Source organism: Candidatus Aminicenantes bacterium (assembly GCA_026393855.1).
Lineage (GTDB): Bacteria > Acidobacteriota > Aminicenantia > Aminicenantales > UBA4085 > UBA4085.
Genome location: JAPKZJ010000059.1, coordinates 1 through 15288, shown reverse-complemented (window position 1 = coordinate 15288; position 15288 = coordinate 1). Strand labels below are relative to the sequence as shown.

General features: G+C 62.9%; 11 protein-coding genes. 8 read left to right on the top strand and 3 right to left on the bottom strand.

The features are described from left to right. A partial coding sequence (locus NTZ26_05900) for an alpha/beta hydrolase (protein MCX6560032.1) occupies positions 1-738 on the bottom strand: 738 nt, incomplete at its 3' end. 154 nt (positions 739-892) lie between these two features. On the opposite strand from NTZ26_05900, the gene NTZ26_05895 reads away from it, so the two are divergent. From NTZ26_05895 to NTZ26_05875, 5 genes are all read left to right on the top strand, one after another. Next, positions 893-1885: a sugar phosphate isomerase/epimerase gene (locus NTZ26_05895; GenBank protein ID MCX6560031.1), complete on the top strand. Its 993-nt coding sequence runs from the start codon at positions 893-895 to the stop codon at positions 1883-1885. A gap of 252 nt (positions 1886-2137) precedes the next feature. Continuing rightward, positions 2138-3517, top strand: a complete 1380-nt coding sequence (locus NTZ26_05890) for a Gfo/Idh/MocA family oxidoreductase (protein MCX6560030.1) — start codon at positions 2138-2140, stop codon at positions 3515-3517. Between the two features lie 5 nt (positions 3518-3522). Further along, on the top strand, positions 3523-5910 hold the full coding sequence (locus NTZ26_05885; GenBank protein MCX6560029.1) for a hypothetical protein: 2388 nt from the start codon (positions 3523-3525) through the stop codon (positions 5908-5910). 2 nt (positions 5911-5912) lie between these two features. Further along, a complete protein-coding gene (locus tag NTZ26_05880; protein MCX6560028.1) occupies positions 5913-6599 on the top strand; it encodes a hypothetical protein in 687 nt (228 codons plus the stop codon). Next, positions 6596-7525: an FAD:protein FMN transferase gene (locus NTZ26_05875; protein MCX6560027.1), complete on the top strand. Its 930-nt coding sequence runs from the start codon at positions 6596-6598 to the stop codon at positions 7523-7525. Before NTZ26_05880 ends, NTZ26_05875 begins: the two co-directional genes overlap by 4 nt. A gap of 340 nt (positions 7526-7865) precedes the next feature. On the opposite strand, the gene NTZ26_05870 is transcribed toward NTZ26_05875, so the two are convergent. After that, positions 7866-9029: a hypothetical protein gene (locus tag NTZ26_05870; protein MCX6560026.1), complete on the bottom strand. Its 1164-nt coding sequence runs from the start codon at positions 9027-9029 to the stop codon at positions 7866-7868. Positions 9030-9126: 97 nt separating this feature from the next. Here NTZ26_05870 and ggt point away from each other — a divergent pair, with 97 nt between their 5' ends. Continuing rightward, a complete protein-coding gene (gene ggt, locus NTZ26_05865) occupies positions 9127-10794 on the top strand; it encodes a gamma-glutamyltransferase (GenBank protein MCX6560025.1) in 1668 nt (555 codons plus the stop codon). A gap of 8 nt (positions 10795-10802) precedes the next feature. Here the strand turns inward: ggt and NTZ26_05860 are convergent, their stop codons facing one another. Further along, positions 10803-12917: a VWA domain-containing protein gene (locus NTZ26_05860; protein ID MCX6560024.1), complete on the bottom strand. Its 2115-nt coding sequence runs from the start codon at positions 12915-12917 to the stop codon at positions 10803-10805. A gap of 100 nt (positions 12918-13017) precedes the next feature. On the opposite strand from NTZ26_05860, the gene NTZ26_05855 reads away from it, so the two are divergent. Next, positions 13018-13701, top strand: coding sequence for a discoidin domain-containing protein (locus tag NTZ26_05855; protein ID MCX6560023.1), 684 nt, complete (start codon positions 13018-13020; stop codon positions 13699-13701). Continuing rightward, positions 13698-15284 (top strand): TIGR03663 family protein, encoded by a 1587-nt coding sequence (locus tag NTZ26_05850; protein MCX6560022.1) that lies wholly within the window; start codon positions 13698-13700, stop codon positions 15282-15284. Before NTZ26_05855 ends, NTZ26_05850 begins: the two co-directional genes overlap by 4 nt. Positions 15285-15288: the final 4 nt, after the last annotated feature.

The following is a 15288-nucleotide window of genomic DNA, read 5'->3' as shown; positions in this document are numbered from 1 at the left end:
GGACCGGAAATAGTCCGCCGTCGGCTCGACGGGATAATGATCCAGATCCGTGTCGACGACGCATAGGTCGTCCACCCGCTCCTCGAATTCGCGTCGGCAGTAGTCGGACCGGACCGTCGCATCGGCGGGATTCAGGATCAGAATATGGGGCCGATCGTGAAACTCGGCGCCGTCCGTCCGGTTCAGGATGAGCCGGGCTGTGGCAAAAAAAGTCCGTCCATCCATGTGATCCAGGATGAGCCGGACCCGTTCGGGCGGGTAGGAGCTCCACCAGAAAGCAAACCGCTCCACCAGCCGGCTGCGCCAGATCGCGCCGCCGATCCCGGAGGCCCCCAATAGATTCACGACGGCCTGGTAGAACAGCTTTTTCCGGCGGCGCATGGCCAGGGATTGCGAGCCCAGGAAAGGGAAGATGGCCAGAACGCCCCGGCATCCCGGCGGCAGGGACATGCGGCAGACGACCGTGAAGCCGAAGGAGATACCGCCGATGAGGAAGTCGTGGAGCGCCAGCCCGCGGATGCGTTCTTCGACATGGCGGGCGAAGCCATCCAGGCTGACCTCGGCCAGAGGCGGCTCATGGGCCGCGAAGCCGGGCAGGTCCACGAAATAGACCTTGAATTCGTCGGACAGGAACTCGCCCAGGCCTCGCAACAGAATGCTGTTAGCGTAAAAAGAATGGACCAGGACCAAGTCTCGCTTATCCGCTCGGCCGCCGGACTCTCTCTCTGTCTCGCTCAAGTTGATTCCCTCTTACCATAGGGATTTTCGCGCGTCAATCGGCTTGGCGAAGGCGGCGGCACGCTTGACTCCCGCTGTGGTCCTCGATATATTTCGATCCTTTCTTTTCCTTAAAGGCTTCGAGCCGAAACGAGCCAGGCAACGGAGAGTCCCAATGACAAGACCCGTGACGCTCTTCACCGGCCAATGGGCCGACCTTCCTTTCGAAACCCTCTGCCAGAAGGCCTCCGCGTGGGGCTATGACGGACTTGAGATCGCCTGTTGGGGCGACCACATGGACGTCCGGCGGGCCGCCTCGGATCCGGCCTATGTCGCAGATAAGAAAGCCGTGCTGGCCAAGTATGGCCTGGGCTGCTGGGCCTTCGGCGCCCACCTGGCCGGCCAATGTGTCGGCGACTTGCACGACGAGCGGCTGGACGGCTTCGCCCCGGCTGAAGTTAAGGGCAAGGCCGAAGCCTTGCGGGCCTGGGCCATCGAGGAGATGAAGGCCACCGCCCGGGCGGCCCGGGCCATGGGCTGCGGCGTCGTCACTGGTTTCATGGGCTCGCCCATCTGGAAAGCCTGGTACTCCTTCCCGCCCGCCTCCGATGAGATGATCGAGGCCGGCTTCGACAAGATCCGCGAGCTGTGGACGGCCATCCTGGACGAGTTCGACACCTGCGGCGTCAAGTTCGGGCTGGAAGTCCATCCCACCGAGATAGCCTTCGACCTTTATACCGCCGAGCGCCTGCTGGCCAAGTTCGCCCGCCGTCCCGCCCTGGGCTTCAACTTCGACCCCAGCCACCTTCTCTGGCAGGGGTTGCAGCCGCACCTCTTCATCCGCGAGTTCCCCGACTGGATCTACCACGTCCACATGAAGGACGCCTCCATCACCCTGGACGGCAAGGCCGGTATTCTCGGCTCGCACCTCCCCTTCGGCGACCTGCGGCGGGGCTGGAACTTCCGCTCGCTGGGCCACGGCGACGTCGAGTTCGAGGAGATCATCCGCGAACTCAACTCGATCGGCTATAAGGGTCCCCTCTCGGTCGAGTGGGAGGACAACGGCATGGAGCGCGAATACGGCGCCCAGGAATCGCTCGCGTTCGTCCGGGGCATGAACTTTGCGCCGTCGACGGTGGCGTTCGACAAGGAAATGAAGAAGTCGTGACGATGTTCGAAGAAGGGACGCTTCGGGAGACGGGGGGCAAAACACGCGAATTTTCCCCAGCGCGGAAAATCCGCTCCGACGCTTCTCCTGCGCTCTCATACTCATCGATTTGGGACATCTATCGATGAGTATGAACCATGCCCGCTCCGTCGTCGCACGGGTTTTGCCCCCCATCTCCCTCGCGTCCTATTTTCCGAATCAAGAACGAATTCTCTCGGTTTTCCATTCACATCCTAAGAAGGACAGCAGATCATGATACCTAACGATTCCAAAAAAGAGGCTCCCCTCTCACGTCGCACATTCTTGAAATCATCCGCTGCGGCCGGGCTCGGAGCTGCCGTATCCGGGGCCGGGCTGGCTCGCCAGGACGCCCCCGCACAGGCCACGCCGGCCAAGCCGGCTCCCAAGCCCGACGACCTGCGCATCGCTTTGATCGGGGCGGGCGAGCAGGGGCGGGTGCTGATGGAATCGTGCCTCCGCATCCCGGGCATCCGGATCGTCGCCATCTGCGACATCTGGTCTTACAGCCAGCAATACGCCCGCGGTTACCTGCGCAAGTACAAGCAGGACCCGGTCGTCTACGAGGACTACCGCGAGCTGCTGGCCAAGGAGAAGGGACTGACGGCGGCCGTCGTGGCCACCCCCGATTGGATGCACGCCGAGCACGCCAACGCCTGCATGAATGCGGGCCTTCACGTCTACTGCGAAAAAGAAATGTCCAACACGCTGGAGAGGGCCCGGACCATGGTCGAGACCGCCCGCCGCACCGGCCGGTTCCTCCAGATCGGCCACCAGCGCCGCTCCAACCCCCGCTACATCCACGCCATCGACAAGGTCATGCGCGAGCGCAAGGTCCTGGGCCGGGTCAACCTGGCTTATGCCCAGTGGAACCGGTCCAAGGCCGACATGCTCGGCTGGCCCAAGACCTACCCGATCGACACGGCCAAGCTCCAGGCCTACGGCTACTCCAATATGGAGGAGTTCCGCAACTGGCGCTGGTACAAGCGCTTCGGCGGCGGCCCCATCGTCGATCTCGGCTCGCACCAGATCGATCTCTTCTCTTGGGTCTTCGGGTCCAACCCCAGCTCGGTCCTGGCTTCGGGCGGCGTCGATTATTACAAGAACCGCGAATGGTACGACAACGTCATGGCCATCTTTGAATACCCGACCGCGGAGGGCACGGCCCGGGCCATGTATCAGGTCCAGACGACGACCAAGAACGGCGGCTTCTACGAAGTCTTCATGGGCGACGACGGTGCCATGCAGATCTCCGAGGTCGCCCAGCGCGGCAACTGGGCCATGCGCGAGGCCCATGCCCCCGAGTGGGACTCGCTGGTCAAGGACGGGCTGCTGCTGTCCGAAGCGGCGCCCCTACAGAAGGTCGAGACCAAGAACGTCTTCGTCGACGTCCGGGTCACCGCCGAGGCCGGCCGCTGGCCCCTGCCGGTGGATCTGGCCAAGCCCGCCCACCAGCCGCATCTCGAAAACTTCTTCGACGCCGTGCGGGGCGGAGGCAAGCTGAACTGCCCGGCCGAGATGGCCTACGAAAGCGCCGTGGCCGTCATTAAAGTCAACGAGGCCGTCCGCAACGGCATGCCTTACCGCTTCACGCCGGCGATGTTCAAGGCTTGACGGCCATGAGAGACGCCAAACCGCAAAACGAGATGGCCACGCCCTATGCGCCGCATAGGGCTCGCCATGGCAAACGAGTAAGCCCAATTCTCATCGCCTCGGCGATTATCATCACGGTCATGGCTGTCGCAGTGGTTGGCCCGGCGGCGGCTTCTAACGATCCGACCAAATGGGCCGGGAGCCGCATCTCCCCGGTTCACCAAATCCCACTCAAAGACCATCTTAATCAAGCCATCGTCCCGACCGAGTCCAATCCCCTGCCCTTCTCGGCCCGCTTCTCCTGCGCCCCCTGTCACGATTACGACGTGATCAAGCGTGGCTGGCATTTCAACGCTGTCGCGGGCGGCCCCGCCGGGCGGCCGGGCGAGCCGTGGATCTGGCTGGACGAGCGCACGGGCACCCAGATCCCGCTATCTTACCGGCCGTGGAAAGGACTCTTTAATCCCCAAGACCTCAACCTCACGCCTTGGGATTTCACCCTCCTCTTCGGCCGCCACTTCCCCGGCGGCGGACCGGCCGAACCGAACGACAAGGACGCCGCACCTGAGGCGCGCTGGAGCGTTTCGGGCGGCATCGAAATCAACTGCTTCGGCTGCCACAACGCCTCGCCCAAGCAGAACCCCAGCGAATGGGCCAAGCAGGTCCTGCGCGAGAACTTCCGCTGGGCGGCCACGGCGGCCGCCGGGCTGGCCGAGGTGACCGGGATGTCCTCTCGGCTCAAGCCGACCTGGGATATCTTCGACGGCCCCAACCCGGACGACTCCGAGTGGGCCGTGGCGCCAGCCGTCAAGTACGACCGCACGCTCTTCGACAGCAAGCACAAGGCGTTTCTCGACATCGCCTATAAGCCGGCCGACGCCCGCTGCCTAGCCTGCCATTCGGCCGCGCCCAAAGGCCTGGCCAAGCGCGAATTCGACGACGACGTCCATTCCGCCGCCGGGCTCAAGTGCGTCGACTGCCACCGGAACGACGTCGGGCACGGTATCGTCCGCGGCTATGAGGGCGAGGGCAAGGACAATCCCACCGCCGCCGGCGACTTCACCTGCCGCGGCTGCCATCTGGGCGAAGCGGCCGACGGGAAGGCTGTCAAGCCCGGCCGCCTCGGAGCCCCCCGCCCGATCCACAAGGGAGTGCCGAAGGTTCATTTCGAAAGGCTCGCCTGCACGGTCTGCCATTCGGGCCCGATGCCGGCCAAGGAAACGACGGGCGTGCGGACGGCCAAGGCCAACCGCCTGGGCATCTTCGGCGTCGCCGACTGGTCGACCGACCTGCCGGCTATCCAGGAGCCCGTTTATATCCGGGATGAAAACAAACGGCTGACCCCGAGCCGAGTCATGTGGCCCTCCTATTGGGCTCGCATGGAAGGAAACGTCCCCAAGCCGATCAAGCCGGCCGATGTCACCGTCATTGCCGGCGATATCTTGTTCCCCGAAAACGAAGCCGTCGCGATCCTCAACACCCTGGCCTCGGTCCCGGAGGTCGGAGGGACGCCGGTCCTCGTCCTCGACGGGCGGGCCTTCGAAGTAAATCCCGACGCGGGCCTCAGCCGTATCGCCGACGTTCCGGCAGCCAAGGGCGTGCTCGCGGCGGGATGGGCCCTGCTTAAAGACGGCGCGGTCGTTCCGCTCATTCCGGAATTCGATCCGGCCAACGCCGAGACATCGGTCGAGCCCGAAGCGAAGATTCAAAACGTGCTCGCCGCCCTGTCCATCATGCCCAACGCGCCGGGCCGGCCCATGCTGACTTATAAAAACGCGACCTACAAAATCGTCGAAAGCGCCCTGGAAAAGACCGAATCGAAGGACGCCCCGGCGGCCGCGCTCTCCTTGGCCTGGCTCAAGGGCGACACCCGCGCCCCACTCCTCGCGGAATCCAAAGCCCGAACCATCGCCGCATTGGCTGGATCAGAGCAGACCCTGACCGAGGAGCAGGTGGAGGCGGTCCTTAAGGCCCTGACCGCCAAGGAGAAGGCCGAGAATGCCTATATCTCGGCCGGCAAGCTCTTCAGGCTCGGCAAGAAGGGCGGCCTAGCCATATCGGACAATGACGCGGCAAATCCGGTCGCCTGGCCGTTTGCCCACCAGGTCCGGCCCGCCCGACAGGCCTTGGGTGTGAATGGCTGTACCGACTGCCACAGCGGCGGCTCGGACTTCTTCTTCGCCAAGACCCGGCCCTCGGGCCCCCTGCAGACCGACCGGTCCAAGGTCCGATCGGCGGTCTCGTTCATGGGCATGACCCAGCCGTTCCACCGGCTGTTCGGCCTGTCTTTCCTCGTCCGCCCCGGGTTCAAAGTCGTGCTGGCCATCGCGGCCTTCGTTATCGCCTCGATCCTCGCCATCCTGTTCCTGACCATGCTGGGCCGGGCCGCCGGCCTGATCGAGAAGAGGAGATAGCCATGCTGTTCGCCATTCTGACGGTCGTCACCCTGGCCGGCGCGGCTTTCCAGCGGTCCCATCTCCGTTTCCGGGCGTATGCCGGCCCGGAGATCCAAACCGTTGCGCACAGGATTCAAAAGCCCGGCTATTTCCAATGGCTGGCCCTCCGCTACGGCCAGATCTTCCGACCCAATATTTTCCGTAAAACCCTGGACTGGTTCGAAGAATGGACGTCCCGCTATTACCCCGGCTGGATGAAGTGGATCTTCGCCGCCCTGGTTCTGAGCTTTCTCTATTTGGCGGCATCGGGATTTTTTTACGCCGTCTTCGTTCCGCGCGGCATGTTCGGCTTCCCGCTCGTTGCGCATGTCAGCCTGGGCGGTGTATTCGCCGTCTGCTTAGCGTTCGTCGCCGTCTGGCGGGCCCGCGATTATGCCTTCGATAAGCAGGAAGAGGCCGTCATCGAGAGCTTCGCCTGCCCGATCTTCAAGAACCTATCCATCTCATTCGTCGGTAAGATCCTTTTCTGGGCAAACGCCCTGGCCGGCCTGCTGATCATCCTCTCGGCCCTCTTCTCGATGCTGCCGATCCTGCCGGCGACGGCCCAGCGGCCCCTGCTCGAGCTGCATCGCTATGCCGCCCTCGTCTCGGCCCTGACAATGATCATCTTCGCCGACGCGAAGCTCTTCCCGGCCAAGAGTCGATGAGCCCGGAGATCACGGCCCACCGGTTCGCCCATCACGCGATGGGGACTTTCTTCGAAGCCGTCATTGCCTCGGACGACGTCGTTTACGCCGGGCAGGCCGCCCGGGCCGCCTTCCAGGAGATCGACCGGCTGGAAGGCCTGTTCAGCCGTTTCGACATCAGAAGCGAGATCGCCCGCCTCAACCGCCTCAAGCCCGGCCAATCCATGCCGATCGGCATCGAGACGTTCGAGTGCCTGACCATGGCCGAGGAGATCCGGGAGGAGACCAACGGCGCTTTCGACGTCAACCAGCGGGCCTGGGAGAACAGGTCCGATCGGGACGAGCCGGGCGGGGAAAGTGCGAACGGGGACTCTGCAATCGAGGCGGCGCCGGCGGCGTTTTCGCTCATCGAGACCACGAGCGGATATGAGTTCAAACGGCTCGTCGGCGACGAGAGCCCTCTTTTCCTCGAGCTGGACCTCGGCGCCATCGGCAAGGGCTTCGCCCTCGACTCGGCCTTGGAAGTCCTGTCCGATTGGGCTATCGAGAACGTCCTCATCCACGGCGGTACGAGCACGGCCCTGGCGTCCGGATCGGCACCCGGACTCGAGGAAGGAAAAGAAGGCTGGCCGGTCGGGGTCGGCGGCGGCTGGCCCTGCCTGGGCGTACCGCGCGAGATCGTTCTGCTGGATCAGGCCTTAAGCGGGTCGGGGACCGAAGTCAAAGGCCAGCATATCCTCGACCCGAGGACAGGCAAGCCCGCCCACGGCCATCTCGCCGCCTGGGCCGTCCACGCCACCGCGGCCGTGTCCGACGCGGTCTCTACGGCCTTTATGGTCATGTCGACTGACGAAGTCGAGGCCTTTTGCGCCGCCCATCCGGACGTTTGGGCCTTGGCCGTCATCGATTACCGCAAATGCCGGGCCTTCAACCCCGACGCGCTTTAAAAAGGTTCTTCTCTAATCTCCGAGAAACATCAGCGGTTCGGGGTGTCGGCCGACGGCGAAGCCGCGCGGGTTCCGGCTTTTTGCGCCTCTCCGCGAGGGCACCCAACGGGCGCCGAGGGCTGTTTGAGCACGCGACCATCTAGCGGAATCGAAACGGAGTGGGTGGTCTCCGAGATCGGGAGATCTCGAATGCGGAGTTCCGAGGCGCCGAGCGGATTGGCGAAAAAAGGAGTGGTGAACCCGCGCCGCCGGGACGACACTCCGAACCGCGTTTCCCGGAGATGGGAGATGATCCTTTAAAAGGCGTATGGCCCAATTCCGAGAAGGTCCGTTGGAGTGCCTAATTTATTTTCGGGGACATGGCGGTCCCCTTTCCACCCTTGGAGCTACTCAACGCCAGAACATCGACGGCCGCGATTTCCCCAGCCAGTTCCTCGATCGCGGCCAGTCGGGTCCAAACCATCGCAGTCGCCAGCGGCGATGGCACTTTCTTCTGCCCGAACGAGAGCCATTCCCAACCCTGGAACGCGGATTGGGGCGTCACGGTGCCGTCGGCGACCACGTTGTAGGCGAGAAGACAGGCCGCGATCTCGGCCAACGATCGGCGGTCGCCGGGCGAATCCCGCCATGTTTCGGGCAGACGCCCGAGTACGTCGACGATTTCATAGGCGCCATACCAAGTCGGCGGCCATTTGACGGTTTTGAACTGCCGCCCGTGGCCCATCATGTAGGGTTTGCGGGTTCCCCGCTGCCGCCAGATTTCGAGAACCGTATGGACGACCGTGGATATCCGCTTGGGGCGCTGTTTCAGAGGGAGCCAGGAGAAGGCGCGGAGCGCTTCGAGGGCGGCTTGGGGACAAGGCTCGCCGCGTCGGCCGGGGCCGCGAAACCCAGTTGTCGGATCGGGAGGACAGCCCCAGGCCAAGCCAAGGTCGGTCTCGATGAGATCGGCATGAGCCGCATCGAGGGCTCGGCGCATACGCGGATCGTCGGCCAACCCCAGGCGCCCGGCCGCATCGGCAATGGCGTGCGTGTCGCAAGCCAGGCAGCCCCAGACGGCAGGGCCGGAGCGTTGTACGGCATAGGCCTGGAAACGGCCGTCGGCATCGGCATGGGAAAGCAACTGATCGAGCAGACGGGCGATACGCGGTTCGGAGCCGGCCGTCAAGCCGAACTCGGCCAGCAAGTCGAGGACATTGGTGACCAGCTCCGGCTTGTTGTGGCCACTGACGTTGGCCGGCTCATCGGCTTTTGTCGGGAGCATGGCCAACAGCCGCTTCGTGGCGGAGTGGGATCGAACGTCCGCCGACGCCGCGGCTAGAGCGGCCTTGCGCGCCGCGGACCGGCCGCCTTCCCCGCCGACGGAGAGATGCGCGAGGGTCAGAAAGCGCGCCTGCGGCTCGTCGGACGCAAGAAGCCAAGGCCCCGGGTCGCCGCGCTTGAGGCGGGAAAAGAGAGGGGCTTCGGCTTTCGTCGGCTTGCTTCGAGCCTTCCCTTGAGTCATCGTTCCGGAGCATAGAAGAAGCGCTCCGGCTCTGTCAAGAATGGAATGTTGTGAAGACTCCGATGCTTCCATCGTATAATCGGAGGGGAGTCTACCTATGAAACATCAGAAATGCCGATTCGCCTCCGCCGTCGCCGGAGGCTTATTGCTTTTAATTAGCGTCGCATCCGCCGCCCAGAACGCCCTCGCCCCGGCCGAAGGGACACACGGCATGGTCAGCTCGGCCCATCCCCTGGCCACCAAGGCGGGATTGGCGATTCTGCAGAGAGGCGGCAACGCCTTCGACGCCGCCGTGGCCGTGGCCGCGGTGCTCAACGTCGTCGAGCCCGCCATGTCCGGCATGGGCGGCTACGGGACGATCCTCGTCTACTCGAAATCCTATAACGCCCTGCGATTCCTGAACTGCAGCGGCCGTATACCGGCCAAGCTGAATCCCGACATCTTCCGGGCGCCGACACCCGGGTTCGAGAAGAACAGGACCGGGGCGGCTGCCGTCTCGACCCCCGGCAACGCCAACGCCTGGGAGGCGCTGTCGAAGAAATCCGGCAAGCTCAAATGGCGCGAGTTGTTCGATCCGGCCATCGAGCTGGCCGAGAAGGGATATGTCCTCACCGGCCGGGAGGCCAATACGATCAAAGACGCTTTCGCCGATTTTCCCGACGCCGCCAAGGCGATCTACGGGAAGGACGGCGTCCCTCTGGCGACGGGCGACCGCCTGATCCAGAAGGACCTGGCCGCCTCCCTCCGGGCGATCGCGGAGAAGGGCGCCGTGGAGTTTTTCCGGGGCTCGATCGGGAAGGCCGTCGTCGAGGAAGTCCGCCGCCGCGGCGGCGCCTTATCGCTCGATGACCTGGCCGACAACGAGGCCGAGTGGTGGGACCCGATTAAAATCGATTACCGAGGCTATCAGATCTTCACCGCCGCGCCGCCGGCCACGGCCTTCTGCTCGCTCATCCGGCTGGGCATCATGAGCCGGTTCGACGTCGCCTCTCTGGGATCGAACAGCGCCGAATACCTGCATCTGTTCGCCGAGGCCACCAAGCAGGCCTTCTGGGCCCGGCTGAAGTACGCCGGCGACCCGGCCAAAGCGGCGCCCCCGCTCGATCGCCTTTTGTCGGAAGCCTATTGGAAAGAGCAGGCGGCGGCTATCGACCCCAACCGGGCCAAGCCGTTCGTCTATCCGGGCTTGGAGCCGACGCCCGAGAGCCATACCACCCACTTCGTCGTCGCCGATGCGGACGGCAATCTCGTCTCGGCCACCCAGACGCTGGGCAACGCTTTCGGCAGCCGGATCATGGCCCCGGGGACAGGCATCTGGCTCAACAACTCCCTGGCCTACAGCACGTTCGAGCCCAAGGGCAACCCCATGGACGCCTTTCCCGGAAGGCGCAAGCTGTCGGGCGACTGCCCGACCATCATCCTCAAGGACAGCCTGCCCTGGGCCGCGCTGGGGACGCCCGGCGGCCACAACATCGGCCAAACCGTGCCCCAGATGATCATCAACCTGATCGACTTCAAGATGGATATCCAAGCCGCGCTGGCCGCCCCGATGATCTCCTTCATCGAGCCCGACACGATCGGCGTCGAGCGGGGCATCGCGGAGGCGGTCCGAAAAGCCCTGGAAGCCAAAGGGCACAAGATCAAAATCGTGGGCGGCTTCACCAATTCCCACGGGCTGACGGTCGAAATCGGGGAATACGGCAGCCCGTCCCGCTTCCGGGGCGGGTCCGACCCGCGCGGCCAGGGCCTGGCCCTCGGATATTGACAAAGCCACTAGAGAATCCGGAGCCGAAATTCCGCCGCGGCGATGTTCCGGCCTTCCGAGGTGAAAGCGACGACGTGAAGTCGGTATTGCCCCGGGCGCGTATCGCCAAGCGGGAATTCGATCCTATAGAGGGCTTCGTCGGCGTTCAGCTCGACCCGGCTTAGGGTGAGCGGTACGATCTCCGTCCCCTTGGAAGCTTCATTCGACAAGCCGACCCGGAATCCCAAATGAGAATCGATGCCGGTGAATGGGCAGGTGATCAGTCCGAAAACTCCGCGCTGATCCGCCCTCGGATCGCCGATAACAGGCTCGAACCGAGACGAATCCATGAAGTAGGTTTTACGCCAAACTGCCGTCTGCGCCCGCCCGGCATTATTCCCCTCCAGGAATATCGGGTTTTCCCTTGGAGCGATAAAGACCGGCGGATTGAAAAAGATCCCCGTCGCGGGGGTCTTGATTTTCATGGCCGAAGCCGAGGCAACCGCGCTACGGCCGGTCTTCAGGCCACGGATGACGATTCGGCTTTTATAGGTGCCGGGCGGTGCCATGGCTCCAGTCAAATAGATCAAGGACATCCCTTGGCGGTTTGAGAAATCCTCCTCGGTTCTCTGAAGATCGACAACGTTCTCCCGGCCATCGAACACCAGGGAGACGATTTCAACCTTCTCCTCCCGGAATTGGGCCAACACCTGCTGCGGGATTCCTGCGGACAATTGGATCCGGGTCAGGCCGCCGGAGAGATATCCATGGACTCGGAGGGGGAAATAAAGAGGAACCTGAAGCAACGGCCGATCGGAGAGGGCCAAGTCAATCAGGTGGAGGCGCTTTTCGAACTCGGAATACTCCGCAAACGGCTTGGGCGCGAAATAACCGGCTTGGGCGCTGACTCGACAGCCTTTGCGCATCACCTCGACGCGAATCTTATGATACCGACCGTCCCACTTTTCGTTGATGGCGTAGCCGAGTACGTAATACGAACCGGTCAACTCGTTCAGATCAGCCAAGTTCTTGCCGTACTCATAGATATTGCCGAAGTACCGTCCTCCGCTAGTTTTTGCCATCTCCCGCAGCGCAGACTCCCCCGACGCGGCGGACGGCTGGAACACATCTGTGACCTTGGGAGTTTCGGAGGCAGTCTTGAGCTGATTTTCAAAGGCCTTCACATCCCGGGCGAACAGCTCGACGTCATCGCCCCGGGTATTGAATGCAAAAACCGAGGTGTTGGAAGAGGCAAACTCCTGGAGCATTTGCTTCATCCGATCTTGCAAAACCCGGTCGCCGGGATCGACGGACTTGCCGAAGCCCAACGAGCCCTGGATCATGGAGTAAGGAAGGCCCGTGGAAAAAAAGACAATCTGCTTGCGGCCCGGGAGATAACGGATGGCCTTGGCCAGCTCGGTGATCCGCTTCAGATAGATCAGGGCCATAGCTTTGGCTTCTTGCCGGTCCGCCATCAGATTTGAGTCGCTGCTTCCTCCCGGCTTCGTATCCGCGTTCAGGTATTCCGACTCCACATTCGCGGCCCGGCCGACGATCCCGCGGACGCTGAGTGCGTTCACCGTTTCCCGGATCTTGGCGTGGTCAGGGGAGAGGAATTCGTTCATCCTGAATCCCGAGAGGGCGGAATAGGACAGAACGCCGACCTCATCCGTCGGAGACAGATCCCGATCCAAGAGATGGAGAGCCGCCTGTTTGGCGGCCAGAATCCCTTTTTGTGTGTTGTAGGCAAAATCAAAAAACAAGAAAAGCCTGCGATTCGGAGCTCGGACAGGATCAGGCTTCACCGACGGGACCAACGGTTGAAGGGGAGGTTGGGGGCCGGGACTTTGAGCTGCCGCCGCTAGCGAGTGAATCTCAAACTCAGTGAGGGTTTGGCGGTTTTTGTTATCGAAGACAATGAATTCAGAGGGTTTCAAGTCAGAAATCGGCATTCCGTTCTTGTCCACAACGGTGACATGGACGAGCTTAAGAGCGACGGAGACCTCATGATGGAGAACAGCCTGATCCTGGACGAAACCCGAAAACAGCACCGGCAGTAGTGCGAATTTAATGAATCCAGAAAGGCCGCTCATAATCCCTCCCAGCCCCCGATCATTCGGGTAAATTATAAAGCCAAGCCGCACCCGCGTCCAGAGGAGGCCTCTAGACCAAATCCCTAGCCGATTTGACCCCCGAGGCGGGGTCGGGATATATTATCCGTCCGCAAATACCTAGGAGTCGCCCATGGCCAAGAAGACCGTTTTGATCCTCCTTGCGGCCGCCTCGCTGGCCGCGATCGTTTCGACCTCCCTCATCGCCCAACAGGACCCCAACAAAGAAGAGCTCAAGCTGACCCTGCCCAAGCCGATGTTCATCGGCACACCGCGCAACATCAAGACCCCCAACCTCGAAGTCGTCACCGGCAAGCCGCGCGGGCCGTTCTTCGTGGCCAAGGGCACCAAGCTCCTGTCGCTCAAGAAGCCCGTCACATCAAGCGACATGCAGCCGGTCATCGGCGAGCTGAATTTCGTCGTCGACGCCGAGCGCTCCGGAGAGGACGGTTACTTCGTCGAGCTCGGCCCCGGCAAGCAATGGGTCCAGATCGACCTGGGCGCGCCCGCCGGCATCGGCGCCATTCTGGTCTGGCACTACCACAGCCAGGCCCGCGTTTATCGCGACGTGGTCATCCAAGTCTCCGACGACAAGGACTTTCTCAAAGGCGTCATCACGATCTACAACAACGACCACGACAACACATCCGGCTTGGGCATCGGCAAGGACAAAGAATATATCGAAACCAACGAGGGCCGCCTGATCGACGCCAAGGGCGCCAAGGGCCGCTACGTCCGGCTGTATTCCGACGGCAACACCTCGAACGACATGAACCACTACGTCGAAGTGGAGGTCTACGGCCTGCCCGGCAAATGAGCAAGACCGCGTTTCGCGGGTTGTTTCTGGCCGCCCTGATCGCGGCGGCGGCCCTGCGGTTCGGCCGGCTGGACCTGCGGCCGATGCACCACGACGAGGCCAACCAGGCCGTCAAGTTCGGCGCCCTCCTGGAATCGGGCGAATACCGTTACGACAAGGCCGACCATCACGGCCCAACGCTTTACTATGCCACCTTGCCGGCGGCTTGGCTCCGCGGGCAGAAGACGCTGGCCGCTCTTGACGAGAAAACCCTGCGGGCCGTCCCGGCGCTGTTCGGTTTGGGACTGATCGCTCTGTTCTTGCTCCTCGGCAAGGCCGTCGGGCGCGGGGCGGCAGCGGGCGCCGCGGTCTTCGCGGCCATTTCCCCAGCCCTGACTTATTACAGCCGTTTCTACATCCAAGAAACTCTGTTCGCGTTCTTCACTTGGGGTTTCTTGATCGCCTTGGGGTGGCTCTTGACGAAGCCTAGCGTGGGCAAGGCGGTCGCGGCCGGAATCTTGGCCGGGCTGGCCTATGCCACGAAAGAAACGTCGATCCTAGTCTTCACCGCCGGGAGCGTCGGACTGGCCGCGGCCTGGCTTCTCTCCCGCCCGGGAGCAGAGGAAAAACGAAGATTTCCACGGCCCGCCCTGTGGCTGGCCGGCCTGGCGTCCGCGACGGTGACGGCTTTCGTTTTCTTCTCCTCGTTTTTCAAAAATCCACGGGGCATCGTCGATTCCCTAGCCGCGTTCAAGGATTACGCCGCCCGGGGCACCGAAGCCGGGATGCATTCGCAGCCCTGGTACTATTACTTCAAGACTCTTGGCTGGACCCGGGCCGACGGGGTCGTCTGGTCCGAAGCCCTGATCCTCGGCCTGGCGGCTCTCGGAATCGTCGCGGCGATCGGCCGCTGGAAGACGCTTCCCCCTCGTTCCTGCGGCACCCCAGTCGCGATAGGATGGGCCCGTAAGTTCTGGATGCGCTATCTTGCGGAGACAACCACTCTGATGGCCTTGTTTTACTCGGCTCTGTCTTACAAAACACCCTGGAATGTGGTGCCGTTCTTTGCCGGCTTCTGCATCCTGGCCGGATTGGGCGCCGACGCCGCGATCCGTACTGTTCGCCCGAAAGCCATGCAAGGGGCCGTCCTGGTCCTTCTCGGCCTCGGGGCGACTCTTCTCGTCCGCCAAAACCTCCTGGCCAATCGCCGATACCCGGCCGATCCGCGAAATCCCTATGTCTACGCCCAGACCAGCCCGGACTATATGCGGCTCGTCGACCGGATCCGGGATTTGGCGAATTTCCATCGCGACGGCAAAGCCTTGCTGGTCAAGGTCGTCGCCGATCCGTCCGAGCAATGGCCCCTGCCGTGGTATCTGCGGGACTTCAAGCGGGTGGGCTATTGGACCAGCCTGGCCGAGGCGGGAGGTATTGAGGGAGTCCCGGTCGTTGTTGCTTCGCAGCGGTTCGCCGAGATCATCGAACAGACGGCGAGCGATTCTTTCCAGGCCGCGTATTACGGCCTGCGGCCCGAAGTGGTCCTGACCCTCTTCGTCGACCGGCTATTGTGGCAAAGATTTCTCAACAGCCGCATGGCCCGCTGATCGG